This window comes from Pseudomonas sp. MPC6, assembly GCF_006094435.1.
GTDB lineage: Bacteria > Pseudomonadota > Gammaproteobacteria > Pseudomonadales > Pseudomonadaceae > Aquipseudomonas.
The window spans coordinates 3,604,016-3,629,957 of sequence record NZ_CP034783.1 but is presented as its reverse complement, the minus strand read 5'-3'; the positions used below and the strand labels follow the sequence as shown (position 1 = coordinate 3,629,957).

Below are 25,942 nucleotides of genomic sequence, written 5' to 3'. Positions count from 1 at the left end.
GGGATTTATGTCGTACACAAATCCTGTGTACGCCAAAGAACTCTGTAGGAGCGAGGCTTGCCCGCGAAGGCGTCAATTCAGTCAGCGCCTGCCTTAAACGGCAACATGATAAGGATTCCTCGGATCATGATCCCAATCCAGAAACGGCTTGCCGTTCTCCATCGGCACCATCTCGATGCAGTCCTGCACCGGGCAGGTGATCTGGCACAGGTTGCAGCCCACGCACTCCTCATCGATCACTTCATACTTGTGCGTGCCGTCCGCCTGTTTGAGGCTGGCCACCGCCTGGTGCGAGGTGTCTTCGCAGGCAATGTGACAGCGGCCACAGCCGATGCAGGCTTCCTGATCAATCTTCGCGATCACCTGATAGTTGATATCAAGATACTTCCAGTCCGTGGTGTTGCTCACCGCACGTCCTGAAAAATCGGCGACGTTGGCATAACCCTGACTGTCCATCCAGCGTGACAAGCCATCCTTCATCTCGTCGACTATCCGGAAACCATGCAGCATCGCCGCCGTGCACACCTGCACCGCGCCGCTGCCCAGGGCGATGAATTCCGCCGCGTCGCGCCAGCTGCCAATCCCGCCGATGCCACAGATCGGCAGGCCCTGGGTCTGTGGGTCGCGGGCGATTTCGGCGACCATGTTCAACGCGATCGGCTTGACCGCCGACCCGCAATAACCGCCGTGGGTGCTCTGGTTGCCGACCGCAGGGTTGGCGACCATGCGTTCCAGGTTGACGCTGGTGATCGAGTTGATGGTGTTGATCAGCGACACCGCATCGGCACCGCCGCGATGGGCGGCGCGGGCGGCGACGCGGATGTCGGTGATGTTCGGCGTGAGCTTGACGATGACTGGCAGCGAGCAATACGTCTTGCACCAGCGGGTGACTTGCTCGACATACTCCGGCACTTGGCCGACCGCTGCGCCCATGCCCCGTTCCGGCATGCCGTGGGGGCAACCGAAGTTCAGCTCGATGCCGTCGGCGCCGGTGGCTTCCACCAGCGGCAGGATGAATTTCCATGACTCTTCCACGCAGGGCACCATCAACGAGACGATTAGCGCGCGGTCCGGCCAGTCTTTTTTGACCTGGGTGATTTCCCGCAGGTTTATCTCCAACGACCGATCGGTGATCAGTTCGATGTTGTTGAAGCCCACTACTTCACGGTTGGGCCCGAAATGCGCGGAGTAACGCGACGACACGTTGACCGCCGCCGGGTCTTCTCCCAGGGTTTTCCAGACCACGCCACCCCAGCCCGCCTCGAAGGCGCGGACCACGTTGTAGGCTTTGTCGGTGGGGGGCGCGGAGGCCAGCCAGAACGGGTTGGGGGCTTTGATGCCGGCGAAGACAATCGAGAGATCGGCCATTTACGCAGCCTCCACGTTGAGCATGAGTTGGGCGTTGATGGCTTCGGCAGCCAGTTTGCCGTGCTGCACGGCCTGCACGGTGAGGTCCTGATCGAGGCTGGTGCAATCGCCGCCGGCATACACCCCGGGGATGCTGGTGCGCAGCTGTTCGTCGACCAGGATGCGCTCGCCCTGGCGCTTGAGTTCACGGGCCAGGGGATCGGCGAGGGCGCCGGCGTCGAAGGCCTGGCCGATGGCTTTGAAGATGGCGTCGGCGGCCAGGTCAAAGGTTTCCCCGGTGGTTTGCAGGCGACCTTCCACCAGGTGGGTGCGGGCGAAGCGCATGCCGCGCACCTGGCCTTGAGGGTCAAGCAACACTTCCTCGGGTTGGGCCCAGGTCAGCAGACGTACCTGATTGGCCTTGGCGATGTCCTGTTCGTGGCCGGTGGCCCCCATGTCCGCGACACCGCGGCGATACACCAGGTTGACGTCGCGAGCACCGAGACGGGCCATTTGCACGGCCATGTCGATGGCGGTGTTGCCGGCACCGAGCACGATGCAATGGTCCGCCAGCGGCAGCTGAGTCAGGTCATCGGCCTGGCGCAGTTCGCGGATGTACTCGGTGGCGGCGAGTAGACCGGGTGCGTCTTCATGAGGCAACCCCAGTTGCTTGCTGGCCGCCAACCCGAGCCCGAGGAACACCGCATCGAATTGTTGATGCAGATCGCTCAAGGTCAGGTTCTCGCCAAGCTTTTGGCCGTGGCGGATTTCGATGCCACCGATCTGCAGCAGGAATTCCAGCTCCTTCTGTGCGTAATCGTCCACCAGCTTGTACTTGGCGATCCCGTATTCATTGAGGCCGCCCGCTTTTTCCCGCGCCTCGAATATCACCACGTCATGCCCGTGCATGGCGCTGCGGTGAGCGCAGGACAACCCGGCAGGACCGGCACCGACCACGGCGATGCGCTTGCCGGTGGCAGCGGCGCGCTGGAACGGATGTTCGCTGAAGTGCGCGTTGTCCACCGCGTAGCGTTGCAACAGGCCGATCAGCACCGGTGCGCATTCCTCGGCGTTGTTGCGCACACAGGCTTGCTGGCAGAGGATTTCCGTCGGGCACACCCGCGCGCAACTGCCACCGAGAATATTGGCCGAGAGAATCTTCTGCGCGGCGCCCTGCACGTTGTCCTGGTGGATGTTGCGGATGAACGAGGGAATGTCGATGTCGCTCGGACAGGCATTCACGCAGGGCGCATCGTAGCAATACAGGCAGCGCGAGGCTTCCAGGTGGGCCTGGCGGTCGTTGAGTGGCGGCGCCAGGTCGGTGAAATGGCCGGCGAGGGCGGCCGCATTCTCATGGGGATGCGGGAGGTGGTTCAGGGTCTTGATCACGGTGTTGGCCTCACGGTTATTGAGGTGCTGCCTCTGGTGGGCATGTTTTTTTGTTGTCTGTGCCGGCGCCTTCGCTGGCAAGCCAGCTCCTACAGGGGAACGCATTCCAACTGTAGGAGCTGGCTTGCCAGCGAAGGCTGAAGGCCTCGGTTTCAGCGTTTAACCGCAACCGGCCGATTCAACTCAGCCCGCTTGCTCAGCAAATCAAACACCGCCGGATACGCCGGCCGTTCGACATACCGTCCGGCACCACGCTCGGCCCGCAAGTCGCCATCGGCCCAGACCACCCGGCCCTGGCTGATGGTATGGCTCGGCACTCCGCGCACGGTCTTGCCTTCGAAGATGTTGAAGTCGACCTGCTGGTGATGCGTCTTCGCCGAAATCGTCCGCGTACCCTGCGGGTCCCACAGCACCAGGTCGGCATCGGCACCGACGCGAATCGCCCCTTTGCGCGGGTAGAGGTTGAAGATCTTCGCGGTGTTGGTGGAGGTCAGCGCCACGAAGTGCTGCATCGACAAGCGGCCGGTGTTCACCCCTTCGTCCCAGAGCACCGCCATGCGGTCTTCGATCCCGGCGGTGCCGTTGGGGATCTTGCTGAAATCGTCACGGCCGGCGGCTTTTTGCTCGGCGCAGAAGCAGCAGTGGTCGGTGGCGGTGGTGTGCAGGTTGCCCGATTGCAAGCCGTGCCAAAGCGCTTCCTGATGACCGCGAGGACGGAAGGGCGGGCTCATCACGTAACCGGCGGCGGTCTGCCAGTCCGGGTGTTGGTAGACGCTGTCGTCCAGCAGCAGATGCCCGGCCAGTACCTCGCCGTAGACTTGCTGGCCCTTGCTGCGGGCGTAGGTGATTTCGTCGAGCGCCTCCTTGGTCGAGACATGCACCAGGTACAAGGGTGTGCCCAGGGTTTCGGCGATACGGATCGCCCGGCTCGCCGCTTCACCTTCAACCTGCGAAGGACGCGACAGCGGATGCGCTTCAGGGCCGGTCATGCCCTGGGCCATCAACTTGCGTTGCAGGTGATAGACCAGCTCGCCGTTCTCCGCGTGCACGGTGGGCACCGCGCCCAGCTCCAGGCAGCGTTCGAAACTCGCCACCAGGGTGTCGTCGGCGGCCATGATCGCGTTCTTGTAGGCCATGAAATGCTTGAAGCTGTTGACGCCATGCTGGCTGACCAGCTCGGCCATTTCCTCGCGAACCTGCTCGCTCCACCAGGTGATGGCGACATGGAAGCCGTAATCCGCTGCCGACTTCTCGGCCCAGCCGCGCCACTGATGAAACGCTTCCATCAGCGACTGCTGCGGATTGGGAATCACGAAGTCGATGATCGACGTGGTGCCACCGGCAAGTCCCGCCGCCGTGCCGCTGAAAAAGTCTTCGCTGGCCACGGTGCCCATGAAGGGCAGTTGCATGTGCGTGTGCGGGTCGATGCCGCCGGGCATCAAGTATTGACCGCTGCCGTCGAGCACTTCGGCGCCCGCCGGTACGTCCAGATGGTCACCGATGGCCTTGATCACGCCGTCGGCGCAATAGACGTCGGCACGATAACTTTCATCATGGGTAATAAGGGTGGCGCCACGGATCAACAGAGACATTCCGAGTTCCTCGCAGGCAATGACCGACTGGTGCCGGTTCTAAATGTTTTATAGACGCGAACACCGACAGGTGTATTCCTGTCAGTGCTGTCAGGAATAGACGCTAGCTGCAGTTTGGGGATTGGGCAAGAATATTTTTATAAGCTTATACATTTTTTAAAGTATTGATATTGAAAGATAAATTAACAAGTTCACGGAAATGGTGAGGCCTCTCACCATTTTGACGCACTTGACAGGTTCTGAAAATGAACGAGATTTCTATGTGAAATCAGCCGCTTGAAGGATGGTCTATGGTTGATGCGCAAGCTTGAAAAAAAACAGCTGCACCAGATTGAGTCCTGGCTGTTTGGACGATGTGTCGGATAGTCAGCCCAACGGGTATGACAAGTACACGAAAGTTCATATTCTGATAATTAAAAATGATGTACATCAGTTGCTTACAAAGTTTTTATGGAACTGCCCGATGCACAGGCGGGGTGTCCGGCACGGTTATTGATGCCATGGGCCCCTGATGAGCAAAAAATAATTCAAAGAACAGTGGAGCGGCCATGCAACAGATCAGATCGCAAGTGACCGAGCGCGACGGCTTGTTCGAGCTCGAAGCCGGCAGCGACGTTCTCGACAGTCCCCGTTACAACCACGACATGGCACCGACCAAGGTGCGCGAGCGAACCTGGAACAAATGGCACATCACCGCCTTGTGGGTCGGCATGGCGATCTGCGTACCGACCTACACCCTCGGCGGGGTCCTGACCGCCTACTTCGGCCTGAGCGTGGGCGAAGCGCTGCTGGCGATTCTGTTTGCCAACATCATCGTGCTGATTCCGCTGACGCTCAACGCCTTCCCCGGCACTAAATACGGCATTCCGTTTCCGGTGTTGCTGCGTTCGTCCTTCGGCATCCTCGGCTCCAACATTCCGTGCCTGATCCGCGCGTTGGTGGCCTGCGGCTGGTTCGGTATCCAGACAATGTTCGGCGGATTGGCGATCCATCTGTTCCTGGGGTCGGTGTTCGAGGGCTGGAAGTCACTGGGCGGTACCGGTGAAGTCATCGGCTTCATGGTGTTCTGGGTGCTGAACCTGTGGGTGGTGATTCGTGGCGCCGAATCGATCAAGTGGCTGGAAACCCTGTCGGCGCCGCTTTTGGTGCTGGTCGGTGTGGGGCTGCTGGTCTGGGCGATGCCGAATGTATCGATGAGCGAGTTGCTGGCGATCCCGCCCAAGCGTCCGGAAGGGGCGAGTGTGGTCAGTTACTTTGCTGCCGGCCTGACCGCGATGGTCGGGTTCTGGGCCACCTTGTCCCTGAACATCCCGGACTTCAGTCGCTATGCGAAAAGCCAGAAAGACCAGATTGTCGGGCAGATCATCGGCTTGCCCCTGACCATGTTTCTGTTCGCCTCCCTCGGCGTGGTGATGACGGCCGCCTCCGTGAAACTGGTGGGCGTCACCGTCTCCGATCCTGTCACCCTGATCGGCCATATCCAGAGCCCGGTGTGGGTTGCGCTGGCCATGGCGCTGATCATCATCGCCACGCTGTCGACCAACACCGCAGCCAACATCGTTTCGCCGACCAACGACTTCCAGAACATTGCGCCCAAGGTCATCAACCGGACCAAGGCGGTAATGCTCACCGGACTGGTCGGGCTGGTGCTGATGGCGCATGAACTGCTGAAAAAGCTGGGGCTGATTGTGTCCGATCTGAGCCTGGAAACGGTCTATTCCAACTGGTTGCTGGGTTACTCCAGTTTGTTGGGCCCGATCGCCGGGATCATGGTGGTGGACTATTTCCTGATCAAGAAGCAGCAACTGGATCTGGCCGGGCTGTATCGCGATGACGTTTACCCGGCGTGGAACTGGTTCGGGTTTATCGCCTTCGGTGTGCCGGTGGTGTTGACGTTGTTGTCGCTCGGCAGTGATGTGTTCAGCTGGTTCTACAGCTATGGCTGGTTTACCGGCTCGGCTCTGGGCGGATTGATTTATTACGGGTTGAGTGCGATGCGGGCGAGTCCGACTGCGGTGAAATCTGCGGTGTGAGGGAGGGCCTCTTCGCTGGCAAGCCAGCTCCTACAGTTGACCGGGGTTTACACATTATTTGTTTACGACACCAACCCCCTGTAGGAGCTGGCTTGCCAGCGAAGACGGCCTCATAAACGACAAAGAACTGCCTGAAAAAACTTATAACAACTGCCTGAGGAGATCATCATGAACGCTGCCATCGACGTTCTACAGTCCACCCATCAGCACATCAACCGCGACCGCCTGTGGCAGTCGCTCATGGAGCTTGCAAAACTCGGCGCCACGGTCAAGGGCGGTGTCTGTCGCCTGGCCCTGACCGACCTCGACCGCCGGGCCCGGGATATTTTCGTGCGCTGGTGCGAGGAGGCCGGGTGCACCGTCAGCATCGACGCCGTCGGCAACATCTTCGCCCGCCGCCCCGGGCGCAATCCGGACTTGCCCCCGGTCATGACCGGCAGCCACATCGACACCCAGCCCACCGGCGGCAAGTTCGATGGCTGCTTCGGTGTGCTGGCCGGCGTCGAAGTCCTGCGTACCCTCAACGACCTGGGTGTGGAAACCGAAGCACCGCTGGAAGTGGTGGTCTGGACCAACGAAGAAGGCTCGCGCTTCGCGCCCTGCATGATGGGCTCCGGGGTGTTCGCGGAAAAATTCACCCTCGAAGAAACCCTGGCCAAGGTCGACGCCGAAGGCATCACCGTCGGCGACGCATTGAACGCCATCGGCTACGCCGGCCCGCGCAAGGTCAGCGGTCACGCGGTCGGGGCCTATTTCGAAGCGCACATCGAGCAAGGCCCGATCCTTGAAGACGAACACAAGACCATTGGCGTCGTCATGGGCGCCCTCGGGCAGAAATGGTTCGACCTGAAACTGCGCGGCGTCGAAGCCCACGCCGGCCCGACCCCGATGCACTTGCGCAAGGATGCCCTGGTTGGCGCGGCGATCATCGTCGGCGCCGTCAACCGTGCGGCCCTCGGCCACCAACCCCATGCCTGCGGCACAGTCGGCTGCCTGCAAGCCTACCCCGGCTCACGCAACGTCATCCCCGGTGAAGTGCGCATGACCCTGGACTTCCGTCATCTGGAACCGGCGCGTCTGGATTCGATGATCGCCGAAGTCCGCGAGGTGATTGAAACCACCTGCCAGATCCACGGCCTGACTTTCGAACTGACGCCCACTGCCGATTTTCCGCCGTTGTACTTCGACAAGGGTTGTGTCGAAGCGGTGCGCGGTGCCGCCCAAGGGCTGGGCCTGTCGCACATGGACATCGTCAGCGGGGCAGGGCACGACGCAATCTTCCTTGCCGAACTCGGCCCGGCCGGAATGATCTTCGTACCGTGCGAAGGCGGCATCAGCCACAACGAAATCGAGAACGCCGCGCCGGATGATCTGGCGGCCGGGTGTGCGGTGCTGTTGCGGGCGATGCTGGCGGCTTCGGCGGCCATCGCGTGTGGAAAATTGGCGGCATGAACAGCAAAAGATCGCAGGCTGCGCCAGCTCCCGGCGCGTGGGGTCAACAGCATCTGCACGATCAGGCTCGCCCGCGGTCGTAATCTTCACAGGGCGGCGCGTAAAAAGCGCCGCCACACCCGTGGAGATGCAATGAGCCAGGACGTCCTGACCACCGAAACCAATCGCCGCCAGTTGCAGCAGATCATCGCGGGCCTGTCCGACGGGGTGATTCTGCTGGAGCTCGACCAGACCATTCTTTGGGCCAACGAGGCCGCGCTGGCCATGCATGGCGTCAGTCGGATCGATGATCTGGGCGCCAATGCCGGAGAGTATGCCCGGCGTTTTACCTTGCGCTATCGCAATAATCACCCGGTCCCGGCGGACAATTACCCGATCAGTCGCGTGGCTCGGGGCGAGACGTTCAGCGATGTGCTGGTCGAGGTGAGGCTGGCAGGGGACGAAGAGCGTACCTGGGTCCACAACGTGCGCAGTATGATGCTGACCGACAGTGCCGGCGAACCGGAGTCGCTGGTGCTGATCATGGACGACGTCACCGAGTGGGCCAGCGCCGAGCAGCGATTCGAAAAAACCTTTAACGCCAATCCCGCCCCGGCGGTGATCTGTCGCCTCAGCGATTTGCGCTACATCAAGGTCAATTCCGGCTTCCTGGAAATGACCGGTTACTCCCGTGATCAGGTGATCGGTTGTTCAACCTATGAATTGGATGTGCTGGAAGGGGCCGAGAACAAAGACCTGGCCAAGCAACGCTTGCGCGAAGGCGCCACCATTCCGCAGATGCAAGCCGAGTTGCAATTGCCTGAAGGGGGCAGCAGACAGGTGATCGTCGCCGGCCAACCCCTGGAGCTCAATGACGAGGCCTGCATGTTGTTTTCCTTCGTGGACATGGAGCCTCGGCACAAGGCCGAAGTCGCTCTGCGCCAGAGTGAGGAACGTTTTGCCAAGGCCTTTCGCCTGACCCCGGTGCCGATCCTGGTGTGTAACGCCGGCGATCAGGTGGTCATGGACGTCAATGAAGCATTTCTGGACACCTTCGCGTACCCCAGCGAAGAGGTGCTCGGCAAGACCGTCGCGGCGATCGATTTCATTCAGGACAAAGGCGCTTATACGAAGTTGTTCGCGGCGTTGGAGAAAACCGGAAGCCTGGACCGGATCGACGTGCGTATGCGTAAAAAAGATGCCGGGGAGATCGACTGCGCAGTCTCCGCCGACACCGTGAATATCCAGGACAACCCCTGCTATTTGTTGGTGTTGATGGATATCACCGAGCGTAAACGCACGGAGCTGGAGTTGGTGTCGGCCATCGAAGAGGTCATGAAAGACGCCTCGTGGTTCAGCCGCACGCTGATCGAAAAACTCGCCAACGTGAAGCCTGGCAACTCGCCGAAATTGCCCAGTGTGTCCTTCACTGACCTGACTGCCCGTGAGCGCGATGTGCTCAGCCTGATCTGCGAAGGCCTGGCCGACAAGGAAATTGCCGCGCGGCTGAAGCTGGCACCTAATACCGTGCGCAATCACGTGTCGACGGTATATTCCAAGCTCGATGTGCACAGTCGCAGCGAGGCGATTGTCTGGGCCCGCGAGCGCGGGTTGTTCTCGGGTCAGTGGCGGGGCAAAGGCTAGCGCGAAGGTGCAAATGCACTATACCTTGAGATGCAAATGGATGTTCTGGCGGGGTGCGGCAGTGCTTAGTCTGTAAGGGTGCGGTAGTGGGCTTTGGACCGCTATCGCGTCCCCTCGGAACAGCTCAAGGAACAGCACATGCTTCGCCAATTCAATTCAGTTTCGGTCGACGGGGCTGTCAACCAGCCCAAGGGTGAATCGCAATGATTTATCTGACGCAATTGCGCGCGCAACTGGAGCAGCAGTTTTCTCCGCGCGCTTGTGAGTGCAGCGTGTCGGGTGATAACTCGGTGACTGTGAAGCTGTATCACCCGGTCTCGGGACAGGTGGACCTGGTGGTCAGCGGACTGAATGTGACGAACCTCAGATCACCGGAGGCCGTGGCAGCTTTGGTTGAAGAGCTGCGGTATGAACTTGAGAGCAATACCTTGCATCGTCCCGAAACGTCGTAAAACTGCCTTTTCTGTTGCCGGCCCGTGGACTTTCCTGCGATATTTTGTTGTCACACCACTGTGTACATCACTTATCGCGGGTCAACCTATGAAAAGTCTTGGGAAACGCGTTTTTGCGCCACTGCCGCTTGCCCTCTGCGCGGTGATACTCGGCGGTTGTGCCAGTCCGCCGCCGCCACCCCCCCTTGCTCCGCCGCCGCCCCCTGTGCGTACCTGCCAAACCACTGAAAACGTTGATGTGCAAGGCGACATGCGAGCTGAAGGGCAGGTGACCCGCAATACCACCCTGACCCGTTGCGTCACGCAGTAGGCGCGGATCAGTTTGCGCAAGCCGCCAGCGGCGTAGAGCTGCTGGCGGGCGCTCACCGGGTGGTCGATCAGACCTCTTCCAGCCTGACCCAGCGCGATGCTCGCGCCGCGAGGCGAATCGCCGTTGCCAGGCGTTCGACTTCCCACGCCTGCTCGAAATCGGTGCCACCCTGACCGAACCCGGCCAGTGCCATGACCAGATCATGCACTTCCAGGGTCTTGAGTTCGTTATAGCCCAACTGATGTCCCGCCGCCGGGCTGAACGCGGCGTAACCGGGCAAATTCGGTCCCGCCAGCAAGCGTTGGAAACCGTCTTGTCCGGCGCGATGGAGGCGCAATTCATTCAAGCGCTCCTGATCGAATGCCAGGGTGCCTTTTGTGCCGCTGATTTCAAAACTCAGGTGATTCTTGTAACCGTGCTTGAGCCAACTGCTGCTGAATGTCCCACGCGCACCGTTGGCAAACCGCAGCAGGGCATGGACCTGATCATCGACCGTGATGCTGCGTTGCTCCTGGCTGCCCGGCGCGGCGGGACGTTGCCCGTGCACGGTCTGGGTGTCGGCGCATACCGATTCGACATCGCCTACCAGATAACGGGCCATGGCCAGCAGGTGGCTGCCCAGATCCGCCAGCGCACCGCCGGCATGCCCGGCGTCGCAACGCCAGGACCAGGGTGATGCGGGATCGGCCATGAAGTCCTCGCTGAACTCCCCCTGGAAACTGATGATGTGCCCCAGTTCGCCGTTTTCGATCAGTTGCCGCGCCAGGCCGATGATCGGGTTGTGCTGATAGTTGTAACCCACCCGCGTGACCACGCCTGCCGCTTTCGCCGCCTGGCGCATGGCGTCGGCCTGTTCAAGATTGACCGCCAGCGGCTTTTCGCAGTACACCGCTTTGCCGACGCTGAGGGCGGCCATGGCCATGGGATAGTGCAGGTGGTTGGGCGTGGTGATGGCGATCAAGTGGACCTTGGGATCATCGATCAATTGTTGCCAGTCGCTGTGGGCGGTTTCGAACCCCCAGGCGTCGGCGCAGTGGCGGGCACGCTGTGGATCGGCGTCGGCCAGGGCGGCGAGTTTGAGCTTCAGGGGGAGTTCGAACACTGCACTGACATTGCGAAACGCCAAGGCATGGGCGCGGCCCATGAAGCCTGTGCCGATGAGACCGATACCGAGTTCGCGCATAGCCGGGATCCTTTTGGATTGTTGTTTCCAGGAGGGCTATTAATGGAATAAATATTCTTTAATTGCAATATATGGAACAAATATTCATTAGGTGCGAATTTTGGTGTAGGAGGAGCTTGCTCGCGAAGAACCTGAGAAAGCCGCGGGGTGTCAGGTTTCCAGCGGTATCGTTGACGACCAACGCGAGCAAGCGTGCTCCTGCAAGGGGTACAAATCGAATTCAGGACAGGAAACCGCCATCCACATTCAGCGACACGCCAGTGGTGTAGCTCGACGCATCGCTGGCCAGGTAAAGCACGGCCCCCGCCATCTCACTCGGATCCGCCACACGCTTGAGCGGAATCTGCTGCAATGCGGTGTTCAGGATCGCCTCGTTCTTCACCAGTGCCGAAGCGAACTTGGTATCGGTCAAACCTGGTAGCAGGGCATTGCAGCGAATGCCGAACTGCGCGCATTCCTTGGCGAAAACCTTGGTCATGTTGATCACCGCAGCCTTGGTCACCGAGTAGATGCCCTGGAAAATCCCCGGCGAGACGCCATTGATCGACGCCACGTTGATGATGCTGCCGCCGCCGTTTTCGCGCATCAGCTTGCCGGCTTCCACCGACATGAAGAAGTAGCCGCGGATATTGACGTCCACGGTCTTCTGAAACGCGCCGAGGTCGGTGTCCAGTACGTTGCAGAATTGCGGGTTGGTCGCGGCGTTGTTGACCAGGATGTCCAGGCGCCCGAACTGTTCCTTGATGCCGGCGAAGACCTGGCTGATCTGTTCCATTTCACCGATATGGCAAGCGATGGCGGTGGCTTTGCCGCCGGCAGCGACGATGGCGTCGGCCACGTGCTGACAGCCCTCGAGTTTGCGGCTCGAAACGATGACGTGGGCGCCTTGCTGGGCCAGCAGTTTGGCAATGGCTTCACCAATGCCGCGGCTGGCACCGGAAACGAAAGCGATCTTGCCGTCGAGGTCGAACAACTGGGTCTTGGACATGGGATTCCCTTATGAAAGTCTTGTTATTGGGCCAGGTGCGTAGTCAGAGACTGGATGTGCGGATGACCTGCAAGCTCATCTGTTCCAGCAGTTTGTTCATGTGAATGAACTGCGCGAAGCGTTTGTCCTGGGTCTGACCATGGAAGAAGCGGTAGTAGATCTGCTGAACGATGCCGGCCAGGCGGAACAGGCCATAGGTGTAGTAGAAGTCGAAGTTGTCGATCTGGATGCCTGAGCGTTGGCCGTAGTAATCGACGAACTCACGGCGGGTCAGCATGCCCGGGGCGTGGCTCGGCTGACGGCGCATCAACTGCACCGGTGCCGGGTCATCGGCTTCGATCCAGTAGGCGAGGGTGTTGCCCAGGTCCATCAACGGGTCACCGAGGGTCGTCAGCTCCCAATCGAGCACGCCGATGATCTGCATCGGATTGTTCGGGTCGAGGATCACGTTATCGAAGCGGTAATCATTGTGCACGATGCTCGACGTGGGATGATCGGCCGGCATTTTGTCATTGAGCCAGGCCTTGACCGCTTGCCACTGCGGCGCGTCCGGGGTCAGGGCTTTTTCGTAACGCTCGCTCCAGCCTTTGATCTGCCGCGCGACGTAGCCTTCAGGTTTGCCAAGGTCGCCCAGGCCGCAGGCCTTGTAATCGACCTGATGCAGTTCGACGAACTTGTCGATAAAGCTCTTGCACAGGGCTTCGGTCTTTGCCGAATCCAGGCCCAGCTCCGGCGGCAGTTCAGCGCGCAGGATGATGCCCTTGACCCGTTCCATCACATAGAACTCGGCGCCGATCACCGTTTCATCGGTGCAGTGCACGTAGGCTTTAGGACAGTATGGAAAGCCGTCCCGGAGCTGATTGAGGATCCGGAACTCGCGGCCCATGTCGTGGGCAGACTTGGCCTTGTGGCCGAATGGCGGCCGACGCAGGACGAACTCCTGTTCGGGGTATTCCAGCAAGTAGGTGAGGTTGGACGCACCGCCGGGAAACTGGCTGATGGCAGGCTGGCCACTGAGGCCCGGAATATGAGCCTTGAGGTACGGATCGATCAGGCTGGCATCGAGTTCTTCGCCGGAGCGGATACGGGTGGACTGGTCAGTAAGCGCCATGCTTATCCCTTCTGCTTATTTTGGAGGCCTGAGACTATTGGCTAATCTAATGCGCACAGCCGACACCCACAACCACGGACAACCCTTATAGGTGAGCGTGTTGCCGGGCAATCATTGCTTTTGATACACCTGTTTGAATGATCGTCTATTGCTCTGCCTGGGCCCGGGATGCCGGCAGATCGATAGGGGTGAGCACCGGCTCTGCGGAAAAGAACGCCACCAGATTGCGGCCCACCAGTTCCACGGTTCCCTGGGTTGCCTCAGGCGACAAACCAGCGACGTGCGGCGTCAGGATAACGTTGGCCAACGACTTGAATGCGTCCGGCACAAGGGGTTCGGCATCGAAGACATCCAGTGCGGCACCGGCAATCCGTCGTTGTTCCAAGGCGCTGATCAGATCCGCGGTGACGATGACACTGGCCCGGGCGATGTTGACGATGAAGCCTTTGGGGCCCAAGGCATCGAGCACGTGTTTGTTGATCAGGTGTCTGGTGCCCAGGCCACCGGGGGTGGCGACGATCAGAAAGTCCGAGGCGCGCGCCAGTTCGGTCGGCGTCGAGCAGAAGCTGTAGGGCACGTCGCTGCGATGCTGGCGGTTGTGGTAGCTCACCGTCATGTCGAAGCCGTGAGCCGCGCGCTTGGCAATGGCCATGCCGACAGCGCCGAGACCGAGGATGCCCAGGCGTTTGCCGGCCAGGGAAGGGCGCATGATCTTCGGCCACTCGCCCCGACGCACGGCGGCGTCGCAGCGCGGAATGTCGCGCACCAGCGCCAGCAGCATCGCCATGGCGTGGTCGGCAACCGAAGGCGCATTGACCCCGGCACCGTTGGTGACCGTGATGCCCCGGTCGGCGGCGGCTTGCAGGTCGACCTGTTCGTAGCCGGCGCCGATCACGCAGATAATCTTGAGATTGGGCAGGGCGGCGATTTCGTCGGCATGCAACCCTAATGGACCGCGAGTCAGCACCGCATCGATCTGACCGCCCTGCCGGGTGATGGCCGCCGCGCGCTCGGCGGGCGTCGGGGCCAGAATCAGGTGAAAGCCCTGATGTTCGAGAATCGGCAGGTAATCATTGATGGTTTCAACCAGTACCAGAACGGTTGCGGGCATTACTCTGCTCCTGTAGTTCATTGGCGTGTCGAGCACGAAAAATAGTTTCAGGGTGCTGATTCCCGGGCGGATTGGCAATGGTCGTCAATCGAGGACGCGGTGTTTTTTAGTCTGGACTGCTTCCTGGAAGAAGCAAATTCATGCTTCAGGGCTGACGGAGCCGATGTGATGTCCCAATGCGGCACACTGCAAATACAGTGTGCCGCCGCAGGCGTTACTGGGCAGTTTGCGGTGGTTGTGCCTTGGTTCGTTCCGCCTGTGCGATCGCTTTGAAGTCATAGGTGGGATAGAACTCGGTTCTGTAACTTCCCCACGCCGTATTTTCAAGCGCAAGGTTTACTTCTGCCAGGCGGGAGGCCGGAAGGCGCAGTGTGACGACTTGCCCGATACCCATCATGATGTTCCAGTTGACAACCTCTACCCCTGCGGGTGGAAAGGCGTTATAGAATCCTTGCTTGGCCAGTTGAGCCTTCAATTCGCCCAATGGTCGTGACTGATCGTGCTTTAAAAAGACGGTCAGCATGACGGCATTATCTGGCGTGGATACGGCATTTTTTGCAGGGGCGGGCGTTGTGGATTGCGCATGGGCAACGGAGAAGGCCGATGAGAGCAGTAACGTAGATATCAGTAGTGTTCTGAGTGTTTTTTGCATGTTGAAACTCCATGTTGTTATTAGGCGACAAGATTTGTTTCAAATGGTGTTACTTCAGTGTGATGAATGGAATAGTTAGCCTGCTGCGGGGTGGCGGATTTCAGTTGGTGTCCATGCCTGGCTTAATGGCGGACTGTGTAACTACTGTTCCAGTGTAGGGGGCATGAACGACATGGATGCGTACCAGAGGGTTATTCTCTACCATGTCGCGAGGCACTTCGCGAGAATAGGTGAACTCTTTGGTGTTCAACGCTTCCAGCCGCCTGACCACGGTTTTGGTTGAGCCAACGTCGGGCACTAGGACGTGGGTTTTTTTATCGCCGGTGACAAAGAAGTAACCGCCACCTCCCTGGTTGTACTTTGATGCACCCGTGTCGGTGTAAAAGAACTCATAGCGATTGCGTTCGGGGTCCCATGTTGATATTCCGACCACCCCGGGATAATTTTCTTTGACATCCGTTTGTGGTGCGCCCTCTATATAGACCTTGGTTGTCAGCCACCGAGGAGAGGATGCCAGCTCCCGAATATCGCTAATGGCGGGGGCCTGTTGCGCAAAGCTACTCAAAGGACACAACAATGCCGCGGCAAGAAGGAGTGTGGAAGTGATGTTGTTTTTTTGCATGCGGATAACTCCTCGACTGATTTTTGAGGCGCGTTACTAATCATTCAAATTCAATGCTTGAAAAATATAAGCTGGAAATGCGGGTTGTTCAATGCCGAGTAGTTGCTTGTAACAATTCAGAGTGCATGGCACTCAGACTTGCTTTGTCACACTTGTTTATAGAAGTGTTGGATGTAGGCGTTTTCCTACGCGCCGACATTGCAAGGCGATCAATACTGTATGTAATAGAAGATCGCTCAGATGGCGTACTGAGCAATGCCGTTGCCGAACGACCAGTTCTCTTTCTTCACTTCCACCAGGTTGATGAAAACATCTTCCAGTCGTACCGCCAGTTGCGCATTAAGGCGCTCGGCGATGGTTTTATAGAGCAACTTTTTCTGTTCGACGGTGCGGCCTTCGCTCAGTGTGATTTGAATCACCACCAGGTTGTCGGTGCGGTTGATACCCAGATAGCCGGGATCGAAAATGAAATGCTGTTCATCGTGCTCGGCAAGAATCTGAAAATTATCGTTCTCTGGCACGCCAATGGCGCTGTGCATGGCGGCGTAGATCAATTGCCCGATGCGTTTGGCGTGGGTGGGATCCTGATGCTTCTTGATATCGACGCGAACCAGTGGCATGGCTTGTCTCCGCGATGAGGGCTGCCGACGGAACCTGGATTGAACATACATCAGGGTGAAATATTGGCAAATGGATTGTTTAAACAATCTATTTGATTCGGACGCAAGGGCGCCGTCGCTCCTGCAGGGGTACATCGACCCCTTCTCGACTGATCCGCACCACCGCTCCTCAGCTAAGTCTTTAATTCTGTTCATTAATCCCGGACAATCGCGCCCCTGTTTCGGCCAGGGCGCTGCCTGTCGGTTTTTTCCGACTCGCCCTGACCGGGTAGCAAGTGACCGGAATGCGGAGATCCCACCGGATGAATGATCAGGCCAATAGCGTCGACGAACGCTTTGTAGCGGCGACACCAGCAAGCCTTACCCGCTGGAATCGCCATGACACCACCTGGATGCTGGGCCTGTTTGGCACGGCCATCGGGGCTGGCACGCTGTTTTTGCCGATCAATGCAGGTCTGGGCGGCTTCTGGCCGCTGCTGATCCTGGCAGTATTGGCGTTCCCCATGACATTTTACGCACACCGTGGCTTGACCCGCTTTGTGCTGTCCGGTCGCGAAGGCGCGGACATCACCGAAGTGGTGGAAGAGCACTTCGGGATCAAGGCCGGCGCGCTGATCACCTTGCTCTACTTCTTTGCGATCTTCCCGATCCTGCTGATCTACAGTGTGGCCCTGACCAACACCGTGGGCAGTTTTCTCGAGCATCAACTGCACATCATGCCACCCCCGCGCGCCGTACTGTCGCTGGTGCTGATCCTCGGCCTGCTGGCCGTGGTGCGTTGCGGCGAGCAAGCGATCATCAAGGCCATGAGCCTGATGGTCTATCCGTTTATCGTGGCCCTGCTGTTTCTCGCGGTGTTCCTGATTCCGCACTGGAACGGCGGCATCCTCGCCACCGCATCCACGCTGCCTGAACCCTCGGCGTTGTTGCACACCTTGTGGCTGGCGATTCCGGTGATGGTGTTTTCGTTCAACCACTCGCCGATCATCTCGGCGTTTGCAGTGGACCAGAAACGTCGTTACGGCGATCACGCCCAGGAGCGCAGTTCGCAGATCCTGTCCCGGGCCCACGGCTTGATGGTGGTGATGGTACTGTTTTTCGTGTTCAGCTGCGTGCTGACCCTGTCGCCGGCGCAACTGGCCGAGGCCAAGGCGCAGAACCTGTCGATCCTGTCCTACCTGGCTAACCACTTCAGCAATCCGACCATCGCCTTTGCGGCACCGTTGATTGCGTTCGTGGCAATTTCCAAGTCGTTCCTCGGTCACTACATTGGTGCCAGCGAAGGTCTTAAAGGACTGATCGTGAAGAGTGGCAAGCGCCCGGCACCGAAGACCCTGGACCGTATGACGGCGGCGTTCATGTTGGTGGTCTGCTGGATTGTTGCCACGCTGAACCCGAGCATCCTGGGGATGATCGAAACCCTGGGTGGCCCGATCATTGCGGCGATTCTGTTTTTGATGCCGATGTATGCCATCCGTAAAGTACCGGCGATGGCGCGTTATCGCGGTCAGGCTTCCAACGTCTTCGTGACGGCGGTGGGCCTGGTGGCTATTTCGGCGTTGATCTATTCGCTGAGTGCGTGAGAGACCGTAGGAGCGAGGCTTGCCCGCGAAGGCCATCACGCGGACAAACGGCTGGACCGCGTTATCGTTCTTCGCGGGCAAGCCTCGCTCCTACAGGGTGTCGGGTGCAGGCATAAAAAAACGCCGCTCATCTCACGATGGGCGGCGTTTTTTATTGCGTTGCAGCGTTAGGCTTGAACGACCGGGATGTTGGCGTTCGCAGCAGCTTCACGGAACTCGGCGATCTGGTCGAAGGACAGGTAGCGGTAGACATCGGCCGCCATGCTGTCGATCTTGCCAGCGTACTCCATGTACTCCTCGACGGTCGGCAGGCGACCCAGGATGGACGCAACGGACGCCAACTCAGCCGAAGCCAGGTAAACGTTCGCGCCGTCACCCAGACGGTTCGGGAAGTTACGGGTCGAAGTCGACACGACTGTCGAATTCGGCTCTACGCGTGCCTGGTTACCCATGCACAGCGAGCAACCTGGCATTTCCATGCGGGCGCCAGCCTTGCCGTAGATGCCGTAGTAGCCTTCTTCGGTCAGCTGGTGAGCGTCCATCTTGGTCGGCGGCGACAGCCACAGACGGGTTGGCAGCTGACCCTTGACCTGTTCCAGCAACTTGCCGGCGGCGCGGAAGTGACCGATGTTGGTCATGCACGAACCGATGAACACTTCGTCGATCTTCTCGCCAGCAACGCTGGACAGCAGACGGGCGTCGTCCGGATCGTTCGGCGCGCAGAGCACAGGCTCCTTGATGTCGGCCAGGTCGATTTCGATGATTTCAGCGTATTCGGCGTCAGCATCGGCAACCATCAACTCAGGGTTGGCAATCCAGGCTTCCATCGCTTGCGCACGACGTTCCAGGGTCCGTGCATCGCCGTAGCCTTCGCCGATCATCCAGCGCAGCAGGGTGATGTTGGAGCTCAGGTATTCGGTGATCGACTCTTTCGACAGCTTGATGGTGCAACCGGCAGCCGAACGTTCGGCCGAGGCGTCGGACAGCTCGAAAGCCTGTTCGATGCTCAGGTTGTCCAGGCCTTCGATTTCCAGGATGCGGCCGGAGAAGGCGTTCTTCTTGCCTTTCTTCTCGACGGTCAGCAGGCCAGCCTGAATCGCGAAGTAAGGAATGGCGTGAACCAGGTCGCGCAGGGTGACGCCCGGTTGCATCTTGCCTTTGAAGCGCACCAGGATCGATTCCGGCATGTCCAGCGGCATCACGCCGGTGGCAGCAGCGAACGCAACCAGACCGGAACCGGCCGGGAACGAAATGCCCATCGGGAAACGGGTGTGGGAGTCACCACCGGTACCGACGGTGTCCGGCAGCAGCATGCGGTTCAGCCAGCTGTGGATGATGCCGTCGCCCGGACGCAGGGAAACGCCGCCGCGGGTCATCATGAAGTCAGGCAGGGTGTGGTGGGTGGTCACGTCGATCGGCTTTGGATACGCCGCGGTGTGGCAGAACGACTGCATTACCAGGTCGGCCGAGAAGCCCAGGCACGCCAGGTCTTTCAGTTCGTCGCGGGTCATCGGACCGGTGGTGTCCTGGGAACCGACGGTGGTCATTTTCGGTTCGCAGTAAGTACCCGGACGTACACCTTCTACGCCGCACGCCTTGCCGACCATTTTTTGCGCCAGGGTGAAACCCTTGGTGCTTTCGATCGGGGCATCCGGTTTCTTGAACAGGTCGAACGCTGGCAGGCCCAGTTCGGCGCGAGCCTTATCGGTCAGGCCGCGGCCGATGATCAGCGGAATACGACCGCCGGCACGGACTTCGTCCAACAGTACCGGGGTCTTCATTTCGAAGGTGGTCAGGACTTCGTCGGTGCCGTGTTTGCAGACTTTGCCAGCATGCGGGTACAGGTCGATGACATCGCCCATGTTCATGTTGGTAACGTCGAACTCGATTGGCAGGGCGCCGGCATCTTCCATGGTGTTGTAGAAGATCGGAGCGATCTTGCTGCCGAAGCAGAAGCCGCCGGCACGCTTGTTCGGCACGAAAGGAACGTCGTCGCCGAAGAACCACAGCACCGAGTTGGTAGCCGATTTACGCGAAGAACCGGTACCGACCACGTCGCCAACGTAGGCGATCGGGAAGCCGGAGTTGCGCATTTCTTCGATCTGCTTCATCGGACCGATGGCGCCTTGTACGTCCGGCACGATGCCGTCGCGGGCCATTTTCAGCATGGCCAGGGCGTGCAGCGGGATGTCCGGGCGGGACCAGGCATCCGGGGCAGGGGACAGGTCGTCGGTGTTGGTTTCGCCGGTGACCTTGAACACCCGCAGGCTGATCTTGTCGGCCAGCACCGGGCGGTTCTTGAACCACTCGCCGTCAGCCCAGGATTGCAGTACGCCTTGGGCGTGAACGTTACCGTTCTTGGCTTTTTCCGCCACGTCGTGGAAAGCGTCGAACATCAGCAGGGTGTGCTTGAGTTCTTCGGCCGCTACTGGCGCCAGTTCGGCGTCGTCCAGCAGGTTGACCAGGGTCACGATGTTGTAGCCGCCTTGCATGGTGCCGAGCAGTTCAACAGCGCGTTTCTTGTCGAGCAGAGGGGAGGTGGCTTCGCCTTTGGCCAGTGCAGACAGGAAGCCGGCCTTTACATAGGCTGCTTCGTCCACGCCAGGCGGAACGCGATTGGTGATCAGGTCAACCAGGAAAGCTTCTTCGCCAGCCGGGGGATTCTTCAGCAGCTCGACCAGGCCTGCAGTTTGTTCGGCGTTAAGCGGCTGGGGAACGATACCCAGTGCTGCACGCTCTTCGATATGTTTGCGGTAGGCTTCAAGCACAGTTATTACCCTCATCAGTGGTCCCATCTGGGTGTCCGGGACGCTCATCCCGAAATTGCCGTACTCATGCGCTTCATGGCGTTTTGGGCCACTCAGCCAGAATTACCGACAATTCCTTACAGAAGCTGCTTTCAAAGTTTTACGCCTGCAGAACGGGAGCTGATGAGGGTTGGCGTTGGGCTTTTCCCCGCTGGAAAAACCCTTCGCCAACACCGCTCTGAAGGAACGACTGTGCTCGTGACGCTTTGAAAACAGCTTCTAACGGACATTGGCGCCTTAAAAGGCTGGCTGATTCTACGGGAAAAAAAAATTAAAGGTAAGTTCGGGGCTGAATTTTGAGGGGTGATGAATGTTAGACAAAGGGCTAACATGCCCATCTGTTCTGCTTTCCCGTGTTCTCCTACCTATGCCCAATCAGACCATCAAGACCCCCTGCGTCGGCCTTTGCTCCACTGTTTACGGTGACTTGGTGTGCCGTGGCTGCAAGCGTTTCCACCATGAAGTGATCAACTGGAACGGGTACAACGAGGAAGAAAAACGTGCGGTGTGGCTGCGACTTGAGCAGTTGCTGTCCCAAGTGATGGCCAGCAAGCTGGAAATTTTCGATCCCCAGCGCCTGCGATGGCAGCTGGAGCAACGCAAAATCCGTTTTGTGCCGCATCAGTCGCAATATTGCTGGGCTTATCAGCTGATCGCCCGTGGTGCGCGGGTGATCAACAATCTGGAAGCCTACGGGATGGTGCTGATGCCGGAGTTTCGCGACTGGAACCTGCCGGAACTGCGTGATGCCATCGATCGTGAGTTCTTTTTGCTCTCGGAGGCGCATTACCAGCGTTACATTGCGCCGGGGTTTCTCAGGGATGCGTTCGGCGGTTGATTTTAAAAGCTGCGCTGGCAAGCCAGCTCCTACAGTTGACCGCGCATCCCTGTAGGAGCCGGCTTGCCGGCGAAGGCGATCTACCCGGCAGCGCGGATCTCAATGCTGGGTCACAATCTCCTCCAGATGATCCATGATCGTATCCGGCTTCAATACCAGCACGTCACTCTCCACCGCATCCAGCACCACTTCCGCCGTATTGCCGATCAATGCCCCGGATAAACCGGACCGCGCAACCGTGCCGATCACCGTCACCGACGCACCCAGCTGGTGCACCATATACGGAATCAGCACATCCGCCGGGCCTTCCGCGATATGCAGGTGCTCGTCATCAATGTCGAACTCGGCCTGAAAGGCCTTGCACTGCTCGCGATAGCGGGCCTCGATGGTTTCGCTGAGTTGCAAGGTCGGGTCGGCGGCCGACAGCATCGGCGAGGGATGGGCACTGACCACATGCAAATGGGCTCTGGCCAGACTGGCGATGTCATAACCGTGGTCGACGATACTGGCGTGCAAGGTGCGGTGTTCGCCATCGGTATTGCCGACGTCGATCGCCGCCAGAATGACCCCGCCGGTCCAGGGTTTCGACGTCTTGACCAACAGCACCGGGGTTGGACAGTTGCGCAGCAGTTTCCAGTCTGCCGGGGTCAGCAGGGCTTTCTTCAACGGGCTGTCGGGGTAATGCTGTTTGATCACCAGCCCGCAGCCTTCGGCCTGCTGCACATCGACGATGGTTTCGTGCAGGCTTTCATTCCAGGCTTGCTCGGTGGTGACGCTGAAACCGTCCTCCAACAGGGCAGCCTTCAGTACGCCCAGCATGGCGCTGTGGTCATGCTTGCGGTCACAGACCAGCAGGTGCAGATGGGCCTGGGTCACACCGGCAATCAGTTTGGCCCGTTTGAGCGCCAGGCTTTCCGAATGTTCGGGTTCGAGGACCACCAGGATGCTGCGGATGGCTTGCATGATCGGGATCTCCAGGATGGTAAAAATACTGCGTTGGACAACTATAGTTGCTGGCCGGGCATTCGGGACTTGATGCATATCAACGGTCGCGGCTGGTGGTCTGCCGGCAGGCCGGTATAATCGGCGCCCTTCGTTTTGAACCTTTTATCCGTGAGCCCCATGATCCTTCCCGAAATTCACGAGTTCCTCGGCTGCCGGACCCCCGACGGCTGGATCCAGGCCGCGCTGGGCGATCAGGAAACCCTGCTGATCGATCACAAGAACTGCGAATTCAAGGCCGCCAGCACGGCATTGAGCCTGATTGCCAAGTATCACTCCCACGTCGACCTGATCAACCTGATGTCGCGCCTGGCCCGGGAAGAGCTGGTGCACCACGAACAGGTCATGCGGCTGATGAAGAAGCGCAAGATCGAGTTGCGTCAGCTGTCCGCCGGGCGTTACGCCTCGGGCTTGCGCAAAGTGGTGCGCAGCCACGAACCGGTCAAGCTGGTGGACACCCTGGTGGTCGGCGCGTTTATCGAGGCCCGCAGTTGCGAGCGTTTCGAGGCGCTGGTGCCGCATCTGGATGAAGAGCTGGGCAAGTTCTACTTCGGCCTGCTGAAAAGCGAGGCGCGGCATTTTCAGGGTTATTTGAAACTGGCCTATCAATATGGTGACGCCAAGGACATCGCCCAGGTGATCGACAGGGTTCGCGTTGCCGAGCAGGCGTTGATCGAATCGCCGGATGTGGAGTTCCGGTTCCACAGTGGTGTGCCGGTACTCGCCTGAAGACGGTGAAGCGCCTTATCGGCTCAAACCCAGGCGCTCATGCCACTCGGCGATCGACTCTTCGGGATAGACCTCGAACTGCTTGTCACCAGGACGCACTTCGACTTCCACCCACGGCGCCCTGGAATCGAGCAACAAGTGCGTGTGTTCCGGCGGCACCGGCAGCGGGGTGTCGATGGCTGATGCAAACGGGTGGATCAATTCCGGCCACTCCGGGCTGAACAGCCACAAGCCGGAGCCGCACAGGGAGCAGAAATGTCGTTCGGCGGTGCTGCGGTGCGCACGCTGGGCGCCTTCTTCCTTGAGTCGTGCGTGGTAGATCGTAATGTGTTTGCGGCCGCGCACTTTCAGGCTGGCGGCGTCACCCCCAATATTGATCGAATAACCGCCGCCGCCTTGGGTCTTGCGGCAGATCGAGCAGTAGCAGCGCTGGTACGGGTAGGGGTGGGCGCTGGTCAAGCTGAACGACACCGCGCCGCAATGGCAGGAGCCTTCGAGTTGCATGGGAACCTCCGGCGGGTCTTTGGCTTACCCAAGACAGCCTAGCGGTTTGTGGTGAATGTGCCGGCCTCTTCGCGGGCAGGCTCGCTCCCACAGGGGATCGTGGGTGTTCAAAGATCCCTTGTGGGAGCGGGCTTGCCCGCGAAGAAGGGTAACGCGGTCTACCGGCCGGGCACCCGCCACAAATACCAGGAAGCCACCGTCCGACAAGGACTCCAAGCCAGCCCGATCTCAATCATCTGCTTGCGCGTCGGCTGCACCTCCAGCCCCTTGAGCCGCCGATAACCCTCACGCACGCCAAAGTCATCGGCCGGCAAAATATCCGGGCGTTCCAGGCTATAGATCAGCAACATTTCCACCGTCCAACGCCCGACCCCGCGCAGAGTGATCAAGCGTTCGATCAACGCCTCGTCATCCATGGCCAGCGCCGTGGCGAAATCAGGTACCACGCCATCCAAGGTCGCTTGAGCAATCCCTTGAATGGTCGCGATCTTGCTGGCGGAGAACCCGCAACTGCGCATCTGCTCGAAGTCCGTCGCGACAATCTGTTCAGGCCTGGGGAATGCCCCCCCTGGAAACAACGCCAGCAACCTTCCTACTATCGCGTCTCCGGCCCGGGCGTGCAGTTGCTGGTAGGCAATCGCCCGCACCAGCGATTCATAAGGATCGCGAGCCGCATGGGGCTGATGCAGGCAGGGGCCGATGGCGGCGATGTGGCGGCGCCAGTCGTCGTCGATGGATGCCATAAACTCGGTGGCGGGCAGGTACGGATCGGGCATGGAAGTCGGGTTGTCCTTCGTGATGATGATCATCAGCGGCGTGGATCAGAACGTAAGGTGTTCGGTAAGCTGCACCGCGGTTTGTTCCAGCCTGAGCAGAAACGCCTTGCGCGGTTGTCCTCCACCGTAGCCGGTCAGCGAGCCGTCTGCACCGATTACCCGGTGGCAGGGCAAGACAATCGCAAGGCGGTTGTGCCCGTTCGCCAGGCCCACGGCGCGGCTCGCCCCAGGCTTGCCCAGTTGCGCGGCGATGGTGCCATAGGTGCTGGTCTGGCCGTAGGGAATCTTCGCCAGTTCGGCCCACACCTGGCGGGCGAATTCGCTGCCTGGCAGGTGCAGCGGCACGTTGAACCCGGTCAGTTTGCCGGCGAAATACGCTGCCAGTTCCGCTTCGATCTGGCGTAAATGGCTATTGTGCCCAGGCGCCACGGCATAGCCGTAGCGCTGCTGCAATTCTTCGACTTCCCGGGTCAGAGCCGGCCGGTCGAGAAACTCCAGCAACACCAGCCCCCGGCGTTCAGCCATGGCGATCATCGGCCCCAGGGGCGTGGTCAGGCGAGTGAACAGTAGCGGCTCGCTGTTGGTGGCACGGCCCGGTGTGATGTGGAAGGACTTTTGAAAGGCATCGCGGAAACCGCTCAGTGATTCGTAGCCTGAGTCGAACGCCGCGTGATCGATGGAGTCGCCCTGCTTGATCCCGCCCAAGGCCATGCCGAGGCGGCGGGTGCGCAGCCAGGCGTGGAAGGTCATGCCGAAATGCTGCTTGAACCAGCGCCGCAGTTTCAGTGGCTCGATGCCTTCTGCGAGCAACTGCGCATCGCTCCAGCGCAGGTCGGGATCGGCGTCCACCGCCGCGAGCAGCTTTTGCACCCAGTCCGGAGCGATAGCCGCCGCGTCCAGTGGTTTGCAGCGCAGGCAGGCGCGGTAGCCGGCCGACAGGCATTCATCGGCATGGGCAAAGAACTCGACGTTCTCCGGCTTGGGCTTGCGCGCGGTGCAACCGGGGCGACAGAAGATGCCGGTGGTCTTGACCGCGGTAAAGAACACCCCCTCGTAGGCGGTGTCTCGTTCGAGCATGGCGCGAACCATCTCGGCGTGGGGCGGCAGCAAAGTGTTTTGTAAGTTCATGGGTTGAGCATAAGACGCGCCGACCGGTACCTCCACCGGAAAATCGACAGAGAATTCCATAGATCCAGTGTGGGAGCGAGACAGTCTTGC

Annotated in this window: 22 protein-coding genes; 7 read left to right on the top strand and 15 right to left on the bottom strand. The window is 59.6% G+C overall.

Translation table 11 applies throughout. The annotated features are described in order from the left end of the window. Nucleotides 1-93: 93 nt before the first annotated feature. The 3 genes from preA to hydA form a co-directional block, all read right to left on the bottom strand. Entirely contained in the window at nt 94-1,368 is a 1,275-nt protein-coding gene (gene preA, locus ELQ88_RS18740) for an NAD-dependent dihydropyrimidine dehydrogenase subunit PreA (protein WP_138966918.1), read from the bottom strand. Next, nucleotides 1,369-2,736 carry an NAD(P)-dependent oxidoreductase gene (locus ELQ88_RS18735; protein WP_138966916.1) on the bottom strand — a complete coding sequence of 456 codons (1,368 nt, stop codon included), beginning with the start codon at nt 2,734-2,736 and terminating at the stop codon, nt 1,369-1,371. 152 nt (nt 2,737-2,888) lie between these two features. Continuing rightward, on the bottom strand, nt 2,889-4,328 hold the full coding sequence (gene hydA, locus ELQ88_RS18730) for a dihydropyrimidinase (RefSeq protein ID WP_138966914.1): 1,440 nt from the start codon (nt 4,326-4,328) through the stop codon (nt 2,889-2,891). Nucleotides 4,329-4,876: 548 nt separating this feature from the next. On the opposite strand from hydA, the gene ELQ88_RS18725 reads away from it, so the two are divergent. The 4 genes from ELQ88_RS18725 (at nt 4,877) to ELQ88_RS18710 (ending at nt 9,888) form a co-directional block, all read left to right on the top strand. Then, complete coding sequence (locus ELQ88_RS18725) at nt 4,877-6,361, top strand: NCS1 family nucleobase:cation symporter-1 (protein ID WP_138966912.1); 1,485 nt, start codon at nt 4,877-4,879, stop codon at nt 6,359-6,361. Nucleotides 6,362-6,529: 168 nt separating this feature from the next. Continuing rightward, on the top strand, nt 6,530-7,813 hold the full coding sequence (locus ELQ88_RS18720; RefSeq protein WP_138966910.1) for a Zn-dependent hydrolase: 1,284 nt from the start codon (nt 6,530-6,532) through the stop codon (nt 7,811-7,813). Nucleotides 7,814-7,945: 132 nt separating this feature from the next. Next, a complete protein-coding gene (locus tag ELQ88_RS18715) occupies nt 7,946-9,436 on the top strand; it encodes a helix-turn-helix transcriptional regulator (RefSeq protein WP_138966908.1) in 1,491 nt (496 codons plus the stop codon). 203 nt (nt 9,437-9,639) lie between these two features. Then, entirely contained in the window at nt 9,640-9,888 is a 249-nt protein-coding gene (locus ELQ88_RS18710; RefSeq protein ID WP_128871066.1) for a DUF1652 domain-containing protein, read from the top strand. A gap of 377 nt (nt 9,889-10,265) precedes the next feature. Here ELQ88_RS18710 and ELQ88_RS18705 read toward each other — a convergent pair whose 3' ends face one another. The 7 genes from ELQ88_RS18705 to ELQ88_RS18675 all read right to left on the bottom strand — a co-directional run bounded on the left by ELQ88_RS18705 (nt 10,266) and on the right by ELQ88_RS18675 (nt 16,485). After that, on the bottom strand, nt 10,266-11,381 hold the full coding sequence (locus ELQ88_RS18705) for a Gfo/Idh/MocA family oxidoreductase (protein WP_138966906.1): 1,116 nt from the start codon (nt 11,379-11,381) through the stop codon (nt 10,266-10,268). A 220-nt stretch (nt 11,382-11,601) separates the two neighbouring features. Further along, nucleotides 11,602-12,369, bottom strand: a complete 768-nt coding sequence (locus ELQ88_RS18700; protein ID WP_128871068.1) for an SDR family oxidoreductase — start codon at nt 12,367-12,369, stop codon at nt 11,602-11,604. A gap of 43 nt (nt 12,370-12,412) precedes the next feature. Beyond that, nucleotides 12,413-13,480 carry a phosphotransferase family protein gene (locus ELQ88_RS18695; protein ID WP_128871069.1) on the bottom strand — a complete coding sequence of 356 codons (1,068 nt, stop codon included), beginning with the start codon at nt 13,478-13,480 and terminating at the stop codon, nt 12,413-12,415. Between the two features lie 145 nt (nt 13,481-13,625). Then, a complete protein-coding gene (locus ELQ88_RS18690) occupies nt 13,626-14,591 on the bottom strand; it encodes a 2-hydroxyacid dehydrogenase (protein WP_138966904.1) in 966 nt (321 codons plus the stop codon). Nucleotides 14,592-14,805: 214 nt separating this feature from the next. Further along, nucleotides 14,806-15,243, bottom strand: coding sequence for a hypothetical protein (locus ELQ88_RS18685; protein ID WP_128871070.1), 438 nt, complete (start codon nt 15,241-15,243; stop codon nt 14,806-14,808). A gap of 100 nt (nt 15,244-15,343) precedes the next feature. Next, nucleotides 15,344-15,865: a DUF4822 domain-containing protein gene (locus tag ELQ88_RS18680; RefSeq protein ID WP_138966902.1), complete on the bottom strand. Its 522-nt coding sequence runs from the start codon at nt 15,863-15,865 to the stop codon at nt 15,344-15,346. A gap of 236 nt (nt 15,866-16,101) precedes the next feature. Next, entirely contained in the window at nt 16,102-16,485 is a 384-nt protein-coding gene (locus ELQ88_RS18675) for a tautomerase family protein (protein WP_128871072.1), read from the bottom strand. Between the two features lie 302 nt (nt 16,486-16,787). Here ELQ88_RS18675 and ELQ88_RS18670 point away from each other — a divergent pair, with 302 nt between their 5' ends. Continuing rightward, nucleotides 16,788-18,068 (top strand): serine/threonine transporter, encoded by a 1,281-nt coding sequence (locus tag ELQ88_RS18670; protein ID WP_128871073.1) that lies wholly within the window; start codon nt 16,788-16,790, stop codon nt 18,066-18,068. 167 nt (nt 18,069-18,235) lie between these two features. Here the strand turns inward: ELQ88_RS18670 and acnB are convergent, their stop codons facing one another. After that, nucleotides 18,236-20,836, bottom strand: a complete 2,601-nt coding sequence (gene acnB, locus ELQ88_RS18665; RefSeq protein WP_128871099.1) for a bifunctional aconitate hydratase 2/2-methylisocitrate dehydratase — start codon at nt 20,834-20,836, stop codon at nt 18,236-18,238. Between the two features lie 406 nt (nt 20,837-21,242). On the opposite strand from acnB, the gene ELQ88_RS18660 reads away from it, so the two are divergent. Then, nucleotides 21,243-21,713 (top strand): DUF1289 domain-containing protein, encoded by a 471-nt coding sequence (locus ELQ88_RS18660; protein WP_128871074.1) that lies wholly within the window; start codon nt 21,243-21,245, stop codon nt 21,711-21,713. A 99-nt stretch (nt 21,714-21,812) separates the two neighbouring features. On the opposite strand, the gene ELQ88_RS18655 is transcribed toward ELQ88_RS18660, so the two are convergent. Beyond that, nucleotides 21,813-22,676: a universal stress protein gene (locus tag ELQ88_RS18655; RefSeq protein ID WP_138966900.1), complete on the bottom strand. Its 864-nt coding sequence runs from the start codon at nt 22,674-22,676 to the stop codon at nt 21,813-21,815. A gap of 159 nt (nt 22,677-22,835) precedes the next feature. Between ELQ88_RS18655 and miaE the strand changes: the two genes are divergently transcribed. Beyond that, nucleotides 22,836-23,444 (top strand): tRNA isopentenyl-2-thiomethyl-A-37 hydroxylase MiaE, encoded by a 609-nt coding sequence (miaE, locus tag ELQ88_RS18650; RefSeq protein WP_138966898.1) that lies wholly within the window; start codon nt 22,836-22,838, stop codon nt 23,442-23,444. 15 nt (nt 23,445-23,459) lie between these two features. Here miaE and ELQ88_RS18645 read toward each other — a convergent pair whose 3' ends face one another. From ELQ88_RS18645 to ELQ88_RS18635, 3 genes are all read right to left on the bottom strand, one after another. Next, on the bottom strand, nt 23,460-23,948 hold the full coding sequence (locus ELQ88_RS18645) for a GFA family protein (RefSeq protein ID WP_128871076.1): 489 nt from the start codon (nt 23,946-23,948) through the stop codon (nt 23,460-23,462). 158 nt (nt 23,949-24,106) lie between these two features. Then, nucleotides 24,107-24,724, bottom strand: a complete 618-nt coding sequence (locus ELQ88_RS18640; RefSeq protein ID WP_128871100.1) for a DNA-3-methyladenine glycosylase — start codon at nt 24,722-24,724, stop codon at nt 24,107-24,109. A gap of 45 nt (nt 24,725-24,769) precedes the next feature. Next, nucleotides 24,770-25,852 (bottom strand): methylated-DNA--[protein]-cysteine S-methyltransferase, encoded by a 1,083-nt coding sequence (locus ELQ88_RS18635; protein WP_138966896.1) that lies wholly within the window; start codon nt 25,850-25,852, stop codon nt 24,770-24,772. Nucleotides 25,853-25,942: the final 90 nt, after the last annotated feature.